This window comes from Ruminococcus flavefaciens AE3010, from assembly GCF_000526795.1.
In the GTDB taxonomy this organism is placed as follows: Bacteria; Bacillota; Clostridia; order Oscillospirales; family Ruminococcaceae; genus Ruminococcus; species Ruminococcus flavefaciens_D.
In genome coordinates this window covers 3,090,906-3,107,214 of the sequence record NZ_JAGT01000001.1, presented here as the reverse complement: position 1 = coordinate 3,107,214, position 16,309 = coordinate 3,090,906, and the positions used below count along the sequence as shown (strand labels likewise).

8 protein-coding genes are annotated in these 16,309 nt (G+C 49.8%); 4 read left to right on the top strand and 4 right to left on the bottom strand.

Features of this window, described 5'->3' with window-relative positions:
* Positions 1 to 661: 661 nt before the first annotated feature.
* From N774_RS0113690 to N774_RS0113680, 3 genes are all read left to right on the top strand, one after another.
* Entirely contained in the window at positions 662 to 2,899 is a 2,238-nt protein-coding gene (locus tag N774_RS0113690; protein WP_024861784.1) for a substrate-binding domain-containing protein, read from the top strand.
* Positions 2,889 to 3,248: a TerY-C metal binding domain-containing protein gene (locus N774_RS0113685; protein ID WP_024861783.1), complete on the top strand. Its 360-nt coding sequence runs from the start codon at positions 2,889 to 2,891 to the stop codon at positions 3,246 to 3,248. The genes N774_RS0113690 and N774_RS0113685 overlap by 11 nt, the downstream gene beginning before the upstream one ends.
* A gap of 208 nt (positions 3,249 to 3,456) precedes the next feature.
* Entirely contained in the window at positions 3,457 to 4,563 is a 1,107-nt protein-coding gene (locus N774_RS0113680) for a cation diffusion facilitator family transporter (RefSeq protein WP_024861782.1), read from the top strand.
* Positions 4,564 to 5,134: 571 nt separating this feature from the next.
* Here the strand turns inward: N774_RS0113680 and N774_RS0113675 are convergent.
* The 4 genes from N774_RS0113675 to N774_RS0113660 all read right to left on the bottom strand — a co-directional run bounded on the left by N774_RS0113675 (position 5,135) and on the right by N774_RS0113660 (position 14,977).
* A complete protein-coding gene (locus tag N774_RS0113675; RefSeq protein WP_024861781.1) occupies positions 5,135 to 7,525 on the bottom strand; it encodes an endonuclease MutS2 in 2,391 nt (796 codons plus the stop codon).
* A 10-nt stretch (positions 7,526 to 7,535) separates the two neighbouring features.
* Positions 7,536 to 8,696 carry an Mbeg1-like protein gene (locus N774_RS0113670; RefSeq protein ID WP_196231559.1) on the bottom strand — a complete coding sequence of 387 codons (1,161 nt, stop codon included), beginning with the start codon at positions 8,694 to 8,696 and terminating at the stop codon, positions 7,536 to 7,538.
* 295 nt (positions 8,697 to 8,991) lie between these two features.
* Positions 8,992 to 12,093: a glycoside hydrolase family 9 protein gene (locus N774_RS0113665; protein WP_024861779.1), complete on the bottom strand. Its 3,102-nt coding sequence runs from the start codon at positions 12,091 to 12,093 to the stop codon at positions 8,992 to 8,994.
* Between the two features lie 325 nt (positions 12,094 to 12,418).
* Positions 12,419 to 14,977: a glycoside hydrolase family 9 protein gene (locus N774_RS0113660; RefSeq protein ID WP_024861778.1), complete on the bottom strand. Its 2,559-nt coding sequence runs from the start codon at positions 14,975 to 14,977 to the stop codon at positions 12,419 to 12,421.
* A gap of 599 nt (positions 14,978 to 15,576) precedes the next feature.
* Between N774_RS0113660 and N774_RS0113655 the strand changes: the two genes are divergently transcribed.
* A complete protein-coding gene (locus N774_RS0113655; protein WP_024861777.1) occupies positions 15,577 to 16,287 on the top strand; it encodes a ClpP family protease in 711 nt (236 codons plus the stop codon).
* Positions 16,288 to 16,309: the final 22 nt, after the last annotated feature.

Genomic DNA, 16,309 nt, shown 5'->3' with positions numbered 1-16,309 from the left:
AATGCAGCTGTACCGTTGATATTCAACAGATAACCCAGCATACATATACTAACATGATACCATTTTTAGGCTGAAATGTCAATGGTTACGGTAAATATAATTGACATGGCTATTTTTCGGAGTTTTATGCAAATTACATCAAAAACAGCTGTTTTTCGGACATTTCCGCCTGAAATAGAAAAAGTCTCCCGAGAGGAGACCTTTTCTGAGGATTAAAAGATATAAAGGATTGAGGGTATTAAGTTTGTCCTGTATTCGGCTTCAAAAGCCGAGAATCATCGCAGCGGAGCGCCTATTCTCCGAAGCGGATATAATAACCCCTGAAAGGCATAATCAGCGTCCTGTTTATACCTTCTCATATATTATACATTATTTATTTACAAATACAATGAAAAATACTATCCTTTTAAGAAGATTATTTGAAAGAACAACTATAATTATATAAAATCATCTTGCAATTAGCGCTGATTTATGATACAATAGTACATATAAAACATAATTTTGCTTCACAAAATTATGCTTTGAGCCGTTAGCCTGTAGGACTGCCTTTGGCAGCCCTTGATAATCCAATTATAAATATGCGGACGCCCAAAGGGCGCCCCTACAAAAGCTAAAGGCTAAGGGCTAATGGCTAAAGGCTTCAAACGAAAGGAGAGACATTATGAGCCGCAGGATACTTATCGGCGTCGTTATCGCCGACTGCCATATAGACTTCCAGAGCGAGATACTGCGCGGCATAATAACGCAGGCTTTCAAGAGCAACTGCGACATCGCCGTAATATCCCCACTCCATGACTTCTCCGTCCGCTCCGTACACAAGGACGCGGAAAAGTCTATCCTCGACCTTATCCTCTCCGACAGCATCGACGGTATCATCTACGACAGGAACACCTTCCATGACGAGGATATCTGCCACCATATAGACAACCTCTGCAAGCGCTCGGAAAAGCCCGTCATGCTCCTTGACTACAACGACCATAAGAGCTTCGAGACCACTTCCGTGGACGACCGCGAAGCCTTTGAGACTATAACAGACCACCTCATCAACGTTCACGGCTTCAAAAAAATATACTGCCTTACGGGGCCCAAGAACACATTCAGCGGCGAGGAGCGTCTTGCAGGCTACAGGAGCTCCATGAAAAAGCACGGCATCACCATAGATAAGGACTGGTGCGAGTACGGCGATTTCTGGACGGAGGCTCCAAAGCGCTACGCAAAGCGCATATTCAGCGGTGAGCTTGAAGCTCCCGAGGCTATCGTATGCGGCAACGACGTAATGGCAATAACTCTCACCAAGCTGTTCATGGACGCAGGTATCAGAGTCCCCGAGGACATCGCCATAACAGGCTACGACGCCTCCATTGAGGGCTACCAGTCCTCACCGTCTATCACAAGCTACAGCCGTCCCAATTTCCAGCTGGGTGCGGAAGCCCTCAGGCGGCTCTACCGCATAATCACGGGAAAGATAACAAGCAAGGTGCCCAATGAGAACGGCGAGCTCCGTCTCGGCGAGAGCTGCGGCTGCGCGGAAAATCCGGGACTTCGCCACAGCATACTGCGTAATATAAGCATAAACAGCCGCTTCGAGTCACAGCTCCTCTACGGCGATATGCTCTTCGATATAACCAATGCGGATAATATCCATACCTTTGTCGACAGGCTGGATAATTACACCTACTTCCTGCATAAAATGAGAAGGGTGAGGATATGTCTCACCAAGAGCTACGTTGACGCCACCGTGGACAAAAACGCCGAGGAGCTCACCTTCCGCACAGGCGACCGTATGAAAGTCGTCCTTGCGAAATCGGCTATATGGCGTGAATCTGAGCAGGACACCTTTTTCAGCTCGTCGGATATACTCCCCGATTACAGCGAGGAGCGCAGCTATCCCTCCGCATTTTTCATCTCTCCTCTACACTACAATAACAACTTCTTCGGCTACTGCGCCGTTTCATTCGGTAAGGAGCCCCGCTCATTCAGCTCCCTGTACATGAAATGGATAAACTACGTGAACGTAGCCCTTGAACAGGTGCGCATAAAGGCTATAATGAACCGCACTATCCTCAACACCAGCAAGGCTCTACTATACGACCATATAACGGGACTTCTCAACAGAAGCGGCATCGAGCAGGAGTTCGGCACAAAGCTGTCGGCTGCTTCGGGCAACCGCTTCATCGAGTGCATGACCTTTGAGCTGGGCGGACTGAAAAAAGCCTACTACCAAAGCGGCGAGGAAAAGTCCAACAGCATTATGGCTGCCTTTGCAAAGAAGCTCCGCTCCTGCATACACGGACGGGAGATATGCGGCGCATGGGCTTCACAGACCCTATGCGTCATAAGTCCCGAAAGCGGCAGAGCTCCTGCCATATACGAGCAGCTCTGCGGCAAGATAAAAGAGACGCAGTTCAGCAGCGAGGAAAACTGCAATATCGACTTTACCGTAGGCGTTTTCAGCCTTGAGCTCAGCAGCTCCTCAGACCTGTCGGAAGCCATGTACAAGGCAACGGTGAACCGCGTATACACCTACACCATTTCCGAGCCCACCTCAAATCCACAGTTCGAGAAGCTCTGCCTGCTCCGCAACAGGATAATGAAAAATCCCGAGCTGCCGTGGAAGATAAGCGAAATAGCGGAAAGCCTCTACCTCAGCAAGAGCTACCTGCAAAAGATATACAAGTCCTACTTCGGCAGGAGCATTATCGAGGAAATGATACAGTTCCGCATAGACAACGCAAAAACTCTGCTGGCTCAGACGGATATGACCGTTACGGAAATATCCCGCGAGTGCGGCTACTCATCGTATAACTACTTCGTCCGTCAGTTCAGAATGTGCGAGGGCTGCTCGCCGTCGGACTACCGCGACGAACAGAAAAGAAAGGCTGTTGAACATGAAAACTGAAACAAAAGCGGAAGTAATTCTCATGAAATGCCCCGAAGTACAGAAGATATACGGAGTCAGAGTCGAGGAATGGCAGGGAGACTGGTTCAGAACATGGGCTTTTCCCGTAGACGTAAAAAAAGCCTCTCACGAGGGCTTCGATAAAAATAAAATAAAGGGCAATCTCTACCCTGCCAATGAGTACAACGGCTGTCCCTACTGCAAATCGGTGCAGTTCGTCCAGTGCAGCCGCTGCGGCAAGCTGAGCTGCTGGAACAACGAGGAGCGTATCACCTGCGGCTGGTGCGGTCTCACAGGCGATGTTTCGGTGACAGAGGACGAAATAAACGTCAAGGGCGGAGATTACTGAATCATTCTGTTGTTATGTTATTTAAGGGAGCGCCTTCACTTGCAAGGCGGCACTAATCGTGCCCGTCCCCTCTGTCGCTGCGCGACATCTCCCCACACCGTGGGGAGTAACCCTTGACCTGACCAAAGGAACACAGTCCCTTTGGAATCCCTTTATTATAATCAATTTTTCTTAAGATTATATACTTTTTTCAAGGAGGCTATCCTCAATGAACAGAGATAAGGTCATTGTCAGAACCAGTCTCATAGGTATTCTGGCAAATATATTCTTAGCATCATTCAAAGCAGCTGTCGGCATACTCAGCTCGTCTATCGCTATCATACTGGATGCCGTCAACAATCTCAGCGACGTCATGTCATCGGTAATAACCATTATCGGCACTAAGCTGGCGCGAAAGCGTCCCGACAAGAAGCACCCCTACGGCTACGGCAGAGTTGAGAACCTCAGTACCACCCTCATAGCGGTAATAGTCCTCTACGCAGGCGTTACCTCCCTTGTGGAGTCCATAAAGAAGATAATCCACCCGCCTGTCCCCGACTATTCCGCAGCTGCCATAATCATCGTGGCTTCGGCAGTCATCGTAAAGATACTTCTGGGACTATACGTCCGCAAAAAGGGCGAGAGCGTAAAGTCCGACTCCCTTATAGCTTCGGGCAAGGACGCCCTGCTGGACTCGGTCATCTCGGCAGCTACTCTCCTTGCGGCGATAATATACCTCGTATTCAATATCCGTACCGAAGCATGGCTTGGTGCGGTAATATCCCTTGTTATCATCAAATCAGGTCTGGAGATACTTGGCGAAAGCCTTTCAAATATCATCGGCAAGCGCATCAGCAGTGAGCTTTCCAAGGAGATAAAGGCTACCGTCACTTCCTTCCCCGAGGTAGAGGGCGCATACGACCTGATTCTCCACAGCTACGGTCCCGACCTGCTTATAGGCTCGGTGCATATAGAAGTCCACGATACCATGTCAGTTGCAGAGCTCGACAAGCTTGAGCACCGCATTACGGAAAAGGTGTTCGTAGAGCATCAGGCAATTCTTGCAGGCATAAGCGTTTACGCCGTAAATACTCAGAACGACCACGCTTCACAGGTATACAGCGATATCCGCAGGAACGTTATGTCCCATGAGTATGTATTGCAGATACACGGCTTCTACCTTGACGATAAGCGCATGACCATTCACTTTGATATTATCATAGACTTCGCCGCTCCCGACAGCAAGGAGCTCTATGAGCATATCCTCACCGAAACTCAGGCGGCTTACCCCGATTACAACGTAAGCATTACCCTTGATACCGATATCAGTGACTGATTAATAGTGAGTAGTTAGCAGAAAGTAGATAGTAGTGTAGGGGCGGCGTTTCGCCGCCCACTTCATATTTCACATTTGTAGGGACGACCATTGGTCGTCCGTTTTTATATCTACCCATAAATACTCCCATAAATGTGTAGGGGCTGCCTTTGGCAGTCCGCACTTGTTTGTATTATTAAGGGGCGCCCTCTCTTGCAGGGTCCCCTAATCGGGTCCGTCCCCTCTGTCGCACTGCGACATCTCCCCACCACGTGAGGAGTCACCCTCTCCCGAAAACAATTCACTGGATTGTTTTCGGGATTCACCCTTGCGGAACGCCTTCGGAATATTTCGCTGTTCTCTGAAAACTGGGAACAGCGACCAGAGGTGACTCCCCATAAAATGGGGAGATGTCAGCGAAGCTGACAGAGGGGACGGGCTGGTTAAGCCTGCCTCTGGACTCCGCCAAAGGAACACAGTCCCTTTGGAATCCCGTTCATATACTCAACAAGTATATTTAATGCAGCCGCTACTACTTTCTACTCTCTACTTTCTACTCTCTGAAAAAGGTCAGGCAATGCCTGACCTTTTCTTATTTCACCTCTGCAATTGTAACGCCGTCCTCGCCCTCGCCGAACAGTCCAAGCCTGTATGACTTTATGGACGGGTGGTGCTTCAGACGGTTCTGGACAGCTTGTCTCAGAAGTCCCGTACCCTTGCCGTGTATGATAGTCACGGTGGAGATATTGGACATTACTGCCTGATCTATGAATGCGTCAAGCTGTACCAGTCCGTCGTCGCAGGTGCAGCCGCGTATATCAAGCTCCATTTTGCCTCTGCGCTCAGCCTTTACGCCCACCTTGTTCATCTTGCGGTTTGGACGTATGGACTTATTGCCCACTGTGACCTTTTCGGGCTCTTCAAGGCGCAGACGGGATATGTTCATCTTGGTCTTCATAACGCCCATCTGCACGAATACGAAGTCACTGCCGTCGGGCTCGCCTGAGATTATGCCCTTGCGCTGCAGGTCCACAACGTATACCGTATCGCCGCGGCGGAGCTTTCTCGGCAGCACGTAGCCCTCATTTGGGTCGCGCTTCTCCACAGGATTTGCCGTGTCGTACATCTTATTGAAGCTCTGCTTCGTTCTGGACTTCATGCCCGAAACATTTGCGCTGAAATCCTTCTTGTCCTTTTCTTTGCGGAGCTTGTCCAGCTCATCAAGGAGCTCGTTGGACTCCGCCTTTGTCTGCTCGATTATGGTCATAGCGCGGAGCCTTGCCTTTTCAAGCTCATCAGCCTTTGCAGCTTCAAGAGCCTCACGCTCCTTGCGGATAGTCTCCTCGTGCTGAGCAGTTTCGGCTCTCAGACGGGATATCTCCTCTTTCTGCTTTTCAAGCTCCATGCGTGTGGCTTCAAGCTTGCCGATGACCTCTTCAAGACGGGTGTTGGCTTCGCTTACTCTTGATCGTGCGTCCGCGATTATATCCGACGGCATGCCGAGGCTCTCGGATATAGCGAAAGCATTGGACTTACCGGGCGAGCCCACGATAAGCTTATACGTTGGGCGGAGAGTCTCTATATCGAACTCGCAGGAGGCGTTTTCCACTCCCTCGCTGTCAATGGCGAACACTTTCAGTTCCTGATAATGAGTTGTCACCATTACCTTTGCGCCGCTCTCCATAAGTCGGCGGATAATAGATATTGCCAGTGCCGCACCCTCAACAGGGTCTGTGCCCGAGCCCAGCTCGTCAAGGAGAACAAGTGACTGCTGGTCGGCAGTTTTCAGTATCTCGATGACCTTGTTTGTATGGGACGAGAATGTGGACAGGTTCTGCTCAATGCTCTGGCTGTCGCCGATGTCTGCAAGGATATGGTCGTACACGGAAATTCTGCTGCCGTCTGCAACGGGTATAAGAAGTCCGCACATAGTCATAGCCGCAAGAAGTCCCGCAGTTTTAAGGGATACAGTCTTACCGCCTGTGTTGGGACCTGTGATTATCAGCGCCTGATAGTCCTCGCCAAGGCTTATCTCCACGGGAACAGCCTTGTTCCTGTCGATAAGGGGGTGACGAGCCTTTTTCAGATGCATGGTGCCGTCGTCGGTTATCTCGGGCAGGGAGCAGTTAAGCTTCGCAGCCAGATTTGACTTGGCAAAGTACAGGTTCAGCTCGGTGCACACCTTGTAGTTCTCCGCAAGTATGTCAGCGTAGTCGCCGCAGTCGCGGCAGAGCTGACGGACAATGCGCTCTATCTCCTCCTGCTCCTTGGCTTCAAGGAGACGGATATCGTTATTGGCTTCGACTATCGCCATAGGCTCGATGAATATGGTCTGACCTGTGGCTGAGGTATCGTGTATAAGACCGCTGACCTGTCCGCGGTACTCCGATTTTACTGGGAGAACGAAGCGTCCGTCACGGATAGTGACATTTGCTTCCTGCAGATACTGCTGAGTGGTCTTGTTCTTTATCATCTTGTCCAGCGTCTCGCGGAGCTGCATACCTGCGCGGTTTATCTTGCGTCGTATTGCAGCCAGCTCGGGACTTGCAGCGTCGGCTATCTCATTTTCGGAGATTATTGAGCGCTCCAGCTTCTCCAGCAGCCAGTCGTTTGGCTGCAATCTTGAAAACAGATAGCTCAGCTCAGTCTCCATGTTCTCGCAGTGGGCGTACCAGTCTGCAAGAGCCTTTATCTGGCGGAGCATAGCCCCGATGTCCATAAGGTCGCGGAGTGATATGACAGCTCCCTGCTTTGCTCTTGCAGCTACGGAGCTTATATCCTTGAAATTGCTGAAGGGCGGAGTGCCGAACTGCACCGACAGCGAAAGAGCCTGTGAAGTTTTAAGACATTCGTAGCGTACCCTCTCCAGGTCGTTGTCGGGACGGACTGCCAAAGCCATGCGGCGGGTCTCCTCATTTGAGGTGAGCTCCGCAAGCATCTCCAGTATTTTGTCCAGTTCCAGTGTTTTTAAGTATTTATCCATATATTATCCTTTACTTGAAAAATGCGCCTCTGCCGTTCTGGGCTATTTTCTTGAAGGCTGTCTTCATAACAGCCTGCTGCTCGGGTCTGAGGTTGGAAATAGCCTTTATTATGGACGGGTAGGACTTTAGCTTTGCGATCTCCTTGAGAGTTTCCTTATCGGGAGCGCGGAGTATCTCGAAGAGAGCGTCCGCGAATATCTGACGCTCGGTGTCGCTGAGGTCCTCCAGCATGCCTGAGATAGCTCTGTTTATGACGTCTCCTGACTTTTTCAGCCTTTCGGCGAGCAGGAAACGATTGCGTTTGAGCTCCCAGTTATAGGCATAATGCTGCTTGATACCGATAGCGGAGTTCTTGACTATGGTGGGGTCGGAGCCGCTGCCCAGCAACATTCCCACGATAGAAGCCTCGGGTATGAAGCTCCTTATTCTCGGCAGCATTTCCTTGTATATTTCAGAATTCAGCACCTCATCGCGGAATCCGGGACCGTCGAATGAGTATATATTCGTTATGCGTCTGCGGATAGGCTCGTCGCAGAAAAGAGAGCTGTATATAGCGGAATTTCCGCCCTTTGAGTGTCCGCCCAGCCTTATGGGACATTCCCCGTCGGCAAAGGCATTGTTGAGATAGCTGATAGCTCTCTCCTGCCCCGAGGTCATCTGCATATAGCTGAGAGTGAAGTCCTCTTTCCAGCCGATGACCGAGCCGTCAGTACCGCGGAAAGCGATGAAGCCGCTGCCGTCACCCAGTCTGTAGGTCAGGGCTGCGAACTGCATATCCTCTGCGTGCTGCTTCTCACTGACGTAGCCTCTCAGCATAGTGCCGCGAAAGCGCCGTGATTCAGCCAGTTTTCTGAACAGCAGGTTGTCCTGTTCAAAGGTAAGTATAGTCGATTTAGGGTCAATGAGGTCGGGTCTGTATCGGCGGAAAGCGTCGGGAATAGAGACCTCCTCATCGAAGCTGTCGGAAACTGCGCCGTCGAGATTTACGTAGCACAGCTGAGACAGGATAAGTCCGTCTATTTCATTGAATGGATCGGCAGAAAACGGGACATCGCCGCGCCAGTCAAGATAATCAAGAATATTTGCCAGAATACCATCCCCCGTCTGAAAATAGGCAGCGCTGACATTGCGCTTGCCTTTTATTATAGCACGAATTTTTAAACTTTTCAAGTGGGAGCACATTGTTTTCCTTTTGCGAAAGCAGAGTTGACTTTTAAGAATAATTACAACGTGGAATGGGATTCCAAAGGGAGTATACTCCCTTTGGCAGAGTGACTCCCCATAAGATGGGGAGATGTCGCGTAGCGACAGAGGGGACGGGCACGATTAGTGCCGCCTTGCAAGTGAAGGCGTCCCCTTGTATGAATACCGTATATATTCGCCTGCGGAGTTACCTCCGCACGCATAGTTATAAAAAATAAGAAGCGGTGCCGAAACACCGCTTCATTATTATTCAAGTAATTAATTACTTAGTAGGATCCAGTGAAGAAACCTTCTTGAGGAGGTACTCCTGGATACGGAGAGCATCGCCAGCTGTTACGCCGTCACCGTGCTCAGCAACGTCAGCATTAGCAAGACCCTTAGCTGTGATAGCCTTGGAATCTGAACCATTGAGGCCATACTTGTTGGGGTTAGCAAGGCTCTGCATGATAAGTACAACGTCAGACATATCTACGTCCTTATCGCAGTTAGCATCGCCCCAAACGTCAGCCTTTTCACCGCTGCCGCTTACAGTTGTAGTTGTTGTTGGGTTAGGAGTTGTTGCAGTTGTAGTAGTTGTTGTGCCGGGATCAGGTGTAGATGAAGGATCAACATATGTGTACTTCTCGTCCTTATCCTGGAGGAACTCAACGATCCAAGCAAGAGGAGCATTCCAGTTGATTGTAACCTCGTTTGTAGACCAAGCCTCGATTGAGTCAACGAAGCATCTCTGTGACGGGTTGTCATCAGCACCGGGAACGAATCCGAGAGCACGAACGTATGGATCCTGGAGACCTGCGTTAGGACCGCCTGAGAGAACTCCGTCAGGAGCCATAGGCAGAGTCTTATCGAGCTCGTAAGACCAATATCTGTGGTGAGGATTCTTTTCCTTGTATGTACCGTAACCTGTTACATATGAGAATGAAAGCGGGTTACAGCCGAGGAGGTAGTTCATACCTGTAAGAACACCGTTCATGTACTTAGCATCGCCTGTTACATCGTAAGCGTAAGACATAGCCATGAGGTTGTTGATAACCATTGAGTTTGAACCCCACTCATAGCCCTTGATGATGATATCAGGTGAGAGGTTGTTCTCGTCAGTGTATCCGGGTCCGTCATACTTGTATGGGATACCGTAGCCCTGTGACTCTTCCTCTGCGATATATGCATCAGCAGTATCAGTGAGTGACTTGATCAGTGTATCCTTCTGAGTATCTGTGAGATACTGGTTGTTAAGGAGAAGTGAGATAGAACCAGCTGAAGCTGTATTACCCCAGTTAAGAACTGAGAATGTACCTGTCTGGTTCTCACCACCTGTGATTCTCTCAGGAATCTTGAAAGCGTTTGTATATTCGGAAAGCTTGCTGAGGTATGTATCAGCGTCGCCGTCCTCGAGAGCCTTACAAGATGTGAAGATCTCGCAAGCTGCCCAGTACATATCGTCCTTTACTTCGTTATCACCGTAAGGACCACCGCCCTTAGCCTGGTTGAACGGAGCATAGAGAGAAGTCTTGTTCTTCTCTTCATCCTTTGCAGCCTCATACCAGTTCTTTTCAGCTGCAGCATAAGCGTCCTTAGCTTCCTGGAGATAGAAATCAGCCTTAGAAGCATCGTATGGCTTGATAAGTCTTGCCATCTGAGCTGCACAAGCAGAGTAGTTCAGTGTAGCAGCAAGCGTTGGAGGCTTAACGATACGCTCTGTATTCCAGCCCTTGTCACCGTTCTCGAGCTTCTCGCCTGAGTAGTCCCAAGGTCTTGTAGCAAGTCCTGTCCACTTGTGGTCGTGGAGCTTGTGGTAAACCATGCCTGCGCACTTGCTGCCCCATGTAGGCTCGGACTTGTCAACCTTCATAGCTGTCATGAACTCGAGCTCGTAGAGACACTCGTCGATGATATCAGGGATCTTCTTTGAATCGCCGCTCTCAGGGATATTAACTGTGCCTGAACCGTCAGCGAACTTATCCTTTGCATTGCTGTTGAATGTAGCTCTCTCATACATGTTAAGGAGAGTCCATACTGAGATACCGCCGTTAACAACGTACTTACCGTGGTCACCTGCGTCGTACCAGCCCTTGTTAGCTGTGATCTTGGATGAAGCGTATGTGCTTGTAGCTTCGTCGTTGCTGAGGTACTCATTGTGCCACTCAGTCTGAACGTAAGCTGTATCAGTCTTATGACCACCCTCATGAGCAAGAGTCTTCTTATCGCCTGAAGTGATGTACTTCTCTTCGATATCGAGACCTGAACGGTTCTGATAGAAGTAGTTCAGAGCGTTCTTGAGCATATCGTGTGACTTATCTGTGTAGATATCGTCGCCGATATTGAATTCCATAGATCTCCAGTCCTCGCCCTTGATGCGGAGGTAGTATCTGCCTGGCTTGTTAGCCTTTGAGAAATCGATCTTGCAGACAGTATCAGCTGAATCAGCATCCTTCTTAGCTGTTGTTGTCTCGCCTGTCTCAACTACGTCGCCTGACTTAGCGTCAACGAGCTCCCAAGTGTAAGAACCTGAAAGGTTGATAGTTGTAGCGCCGTAGAGGATATCACCCTTGTTATCACCGAGTGTAGCCACCTTAGCGAAGTCTGTGAAATAACCAACCTGGTTTACAGAAATAAAGTTAACTGTCTTGCCGCCCTTCTTGAGGTTCTCATCAGTATTAGCACTGTAGTCACGGTTTGTTGCGCCGTAGCCCTCGTTAGGATCAGCATTGCAGCAGCCCTCGCCGGGTGCCTTGTCACCACAGGTTACACAGTCGATCACGAGGTCATCGAACCAGATCTCGTCGCCTTCCTTAGCATTACCCTGATACTTAGTACCCTTTGCATAGTGGAAGCACCACTCACAAGCCTCGAGGTCCTGAGTAGGCTTGAATGTACCCTCGAATGTCTGCCAGTCTGTTGTGAGCTTAACAGCAGCCTGTGGCCACTGACCGCCCATATCAGGTCCCATGTGCATATCCTTTGAACCGCCGTCGAGTTCAAAATACTCTTCTGTACCGGCGATATTACCGATCTTTGAGCAAAGCTCCATACCGTCTCTGCTGCCCTTTACCTTCATGCTTACCTTATACTCGTGGCCAGCCTTGAAGTTAAGGTTTCTGTGTCTAACCTGAAGATCCCACTTTTCCTTATCTGCGCCCTCTGGAACGAGAACCTTGACGTGGAATGCGCCGTCCTCAAGATTAAAGTCCTGCTTAGCAGGTGATGATTCACAAGTGTGCCAAGGCAGAGCCTTGTGAGTGAATTCGCTCTCACCAACGACCAGACCGGCTGATGCATTCATAGGAGCTACCATTGTAGCAGCAGTAGGAATGATCATAGCCATGGACATAACGCTGGCAATTAACTTCTTTGCATTCTTGTGCATTTGAATACCCTCCCTGAAAATTTTGAATATAACTTATAACGCAGTGTCAGTGCAAACGCTGCGGTTATATCGTGAATTTCGCGGAAAACAGAGCCTCCGAAAGGAGATTGCACCGACCTCTGTTTACCAATCATATTATATTATATCGCAAAAAAAAAGTAAATAGTTTTCTGGAATTTCGTTTATTTCCCTAATGGGATTGTGAAAATTTTGTGTACAATGCCAAAAAGGTAAAAGAAAAAAGAGGGAAGCAAGTCCCTCTTATTTCTTAATTATGAATTTGTTAATCGTTTTCTGAAAATCCGTTTTTCAGCTAAAAATAAGCTTACTTCTTGTAGCTCTCGGGGAGCTCGGTGATAGCCTTGAGGAGATATTTCTGTATGGACTGAGCGTCGGAAGAAGTGATGCCCGAGCCGTTCTCGTAAACGTCTCCGTTTGCTGCACCGATCTCGGTGAGGTGGTGGCTGTCAGAACCGTTAAGACCGAACTTGTTGGGATTTGCCAGTGACTGCATGATAAGAACTATATCAGACATATCCACGCCGTTATCGCAGTTAGCGTCGCCCCACTTTGTGACCTTGTCGCCGCCTACAGGCTTAGTTACTGTAGTTGTAGCGGAAGTCGGCTGAGGAGATGTCGTGTTTGTTGCAGAAGTTGTTGCGCTGCTTGTTGAACTGCTTGTTGTGGTTGTGGCTGTTGTTGTAGTGGTTGTTGTGGGCTTTGGAGGTGTTGTTGTGGTCGTTCCTGTACTTGGCTCACTACTCGCACTTTTTGTGCAGGGCTTGGCTACGAACTTAGTGCCGTCAGGCTCCTCGCCCCATGCGATCTCGCCGTCAACATACATAGGCATATGCTCATTGAGCGAATTTGACTTCTTCAGGTCTGTTGCCTTATCGAGTCCGCCGAGATATGACCAGTCGTTTGAAGTATCCCATGCACCTGCTGTGGACTTGCCGTCTACTGCGTCGGGGATAGAGATCCTGAACTGTACCTCGTCTCTGTGCTCGCTCTGACCTGTAGGCTGGATAGCTCTGCCGTCGTCGAACTTGATGCTTGCATAGTATGTATTGCCTGTAGGATCACCCTCGTACTTGTAAGGACCCGAAACAGTTGCGTGTCCCTGTCCGCTCTCGTACTGCTGTGACTTGCCCTCTACCTTGATATCGTCTACAGAGAGACCGTTCTCGATCACTTCTGATACATCGAAGAAGTATCTGTACTCAACGTCCTTTGCAACTCTTGCAGGCCAAGCTGTGTGGTTCATAGCCCATGCCTTTATCTCGGTATAAGTAGTACCTGCTGTACCGTTTACAACAGCTGCTACCTCCCACTCAGCCCACTTGGGCATCTCAGCAGGCGGGAAGTCTGCAAGAGGAGTTCCGCCGTAATCGTCTATCATAGCGCAGAGACAAGCTGTGTAGCCTGCATTGTAGTCGATAGCTACCTCTGTGTACTGGTAGTCAGCTACCTTGTAGTCGCCGTAGTTTCCCTTGCTGTCAGGACCGCCGATAAGTGCGCCGTAAAGAGTATGAGCATACTCAGTCTGCCAGCCCTCGTCGCCGCCTGACTTCTGACCAAGATCATTCCAGTGGTCATCGTGAACACCGGAAGTTGTTCTGTGGTGGATAGCTGTAGGGCTCTTCTCGCCCATACCGAGAACATAGCTGAGTCCCATTTCGTTGTCGCCGAAGCAGTAGTTCATCTGTGAGTCGCCCCATGTGTCGAACTTGCTCTCGTTTGCAGAGCCCTTGAATATAGTATCAGAGCCTAGCTTTGCGAGGAACGCAGTTGTTGTTGCATGACGGAGGCAGCCCCACTGGAACAGCCATGAAAGTCCCTTAGGTGTTATGGACTGGAGCTTCTTCTCGTCCTCGCCCATCCAGTATTTGATATGGCGAGCGCAGTGGTCGATCCACTCCTGATCCTGTGTTATCTGAGCATAGAGGAACGCAGCGCCCTGTGAAGTATCGTCCCAGCAGAGACCCCATGTATACTTTCTTGCAGTAGACTGCTCCTCAAGTGGGAAGTTGGGGATATAGTCCTTTTCGACCTTGTCAAGATAAGTCTTGTCGCCTGTAGCCTTGTAGAGCCACAGAGCTGCGAACATACAGTCATCTATCCATGATTCTGTCTTGTACATTCCGCTCATGCCGCCGATGTCCTTGCAGGCTCTGATCTTGTCAGCTCCCTCAAAGAGATCCTTTGCGTGCTTGAGATACTGGGCAGCCTTGTCAGGATCGCTGTCCTTGAATATGATATAGCCCTCTGCAAGTGCTGCTGATGCAAGACCTGCTACGGAAGCATTCTTGATAACATCATAAGGACGCTCCCAGTCGCCGTTGTTGAGATGATGCTTGCGGAGATATACCTCAGCGCTGCACCAGATGTTATGGTCGGTAGAGCCGCCTGTGAAGTCGCCGATAGTTCCTACTACGCTTCCGCCGCCCTTGTCGCAGCCCATAACGTAGTCAAGTCCCCACTGGAGGTTCTGACGGTAGAGCTCGTCAAGACCTGCATTTTTAACAGCGTCCTGATACTCGATGTAGCCCCAGCCCAGCATAGAAGCTGAATAAGCATTGGTAAGGCAGAACTTGAAGTGGTCGCCTGCGTCGAACCAGCCGCCGGGAACAGCATCTGTCTCTTTGCCGTCCTCGTCCACCATTGAGTCTGCACGCCACGGTACCATGTTCCACTCAGGGAGCTTGCCTGACTGCTGTACTTCATAGAAGAACATTGACTTCTGGAGAGCTTCGCCATAGTTGTATTTTGAAGCTGCGTTTGCGGTTGACACAGCGTCCTGCTGACCTGCCTTGGGAGCGTATGAAAGCATACCCACAGACATTGCCAGTGCAGAAACTGCTGCCGTTAATTTTTTGATTATCATTTTTAATACCCCTCTCGTATTAAATATTTTTCAGATGCGGTATCGCTCCGCACCTATACAACTTAAATATACAATAAAACCGCGGATTTGTCAAGCCAAAAACTACATTTTTCACAATAAGTCAGCCTTTAGCCGTTAGCCTTTAGCCATTAGCTGTTGTAGGGGCGCCGTTTCGGCGCCCGTGTGTCCCGTACCCGTTATATATGTCAGAACAATGTGCAGGGGGGGCGATGCCTACATCTCCCCGTTCAGGTTCCAATTCATTTGCAGGACGGTCGAGGACGCCCGCCCCTACAGTGGGTTCATGTTAATATCAATGTAAGGCGCAGGCTGCCAAAGGCAGCCCCTACACATTGTTTCAGCATAATTGCATTGTAAGGCGCGGGACGTCGAGGACTTCCAACAGAAGCCGCGACCCTCTGTCCTTCGGACATCTCCCTACACTGTAGGGAGTAACCGTCCCCTACAAGCTAATGGATAACAGCTCGGGCGGATAATATCCGCCCCTACAAACCGCTTGACTTTTAAAAAGCAAAAGTATATAATAATAATGTATACGCTCATGAAGCCTGCACAAAATAGCTTCGGAGGTGTATGCATTGACAGACAAAAACAAAAATGCCGATTCTCCTGCCGAGGAGCTGCTTGAGGAAGCCGAGCTCGCCCGTGAAAACGGTCGGACAGTCTCAAAAAACTCCAAGCACCTTATCCACTGTCTCTCCGTCATCGGACAGATAGAGGGACACTATGTCCTGGCAGAGCAGAACAAGACCACTAAATATGAGCATATTATCCCCGCTCTCGTGGCTATCGAGCAGGACAGGAGCGTGGAGGGACTTCTCATCATCCTCAACACCGTAGGCGGCGACGTGGAGGCGGGACTTGCCCTCGCAGAGCTTATCTCGGGCATGAAAACTCCCACCGTATCGCTGGTCGTGGGCGGCGGACACTCCATAGGAGTCCCACTTGCCGTCAGCGCAAAGCGCTCGTTCATAGTCCCCACGGCTTCCATGACTATCCACCCAGTCCGCATGAACGGCACCGTTCTCGGAGTGCCCCAGACTCTCTCTTATTTCGACAAGATGCAGGACAGGATAGTGAGGTTCGTCACGAAAAACAGCAATATCACGGAGGAGAACTTCCGCACCCTGCTGATGAACACTGAGGAGCTGGTCCTCGACGTGGGAAGCGTTGTTGAGGGAGAAAAGGCAGTAGAGCTTGGACTAATCGACAGTCTCGGAAGTCTCGGCGACGCAATGGACTGTCTTTACGATATGATCGAAAATACAGAGAAAAGATACGCGGACTGAGCCGCGCTGTGCCGATATATCG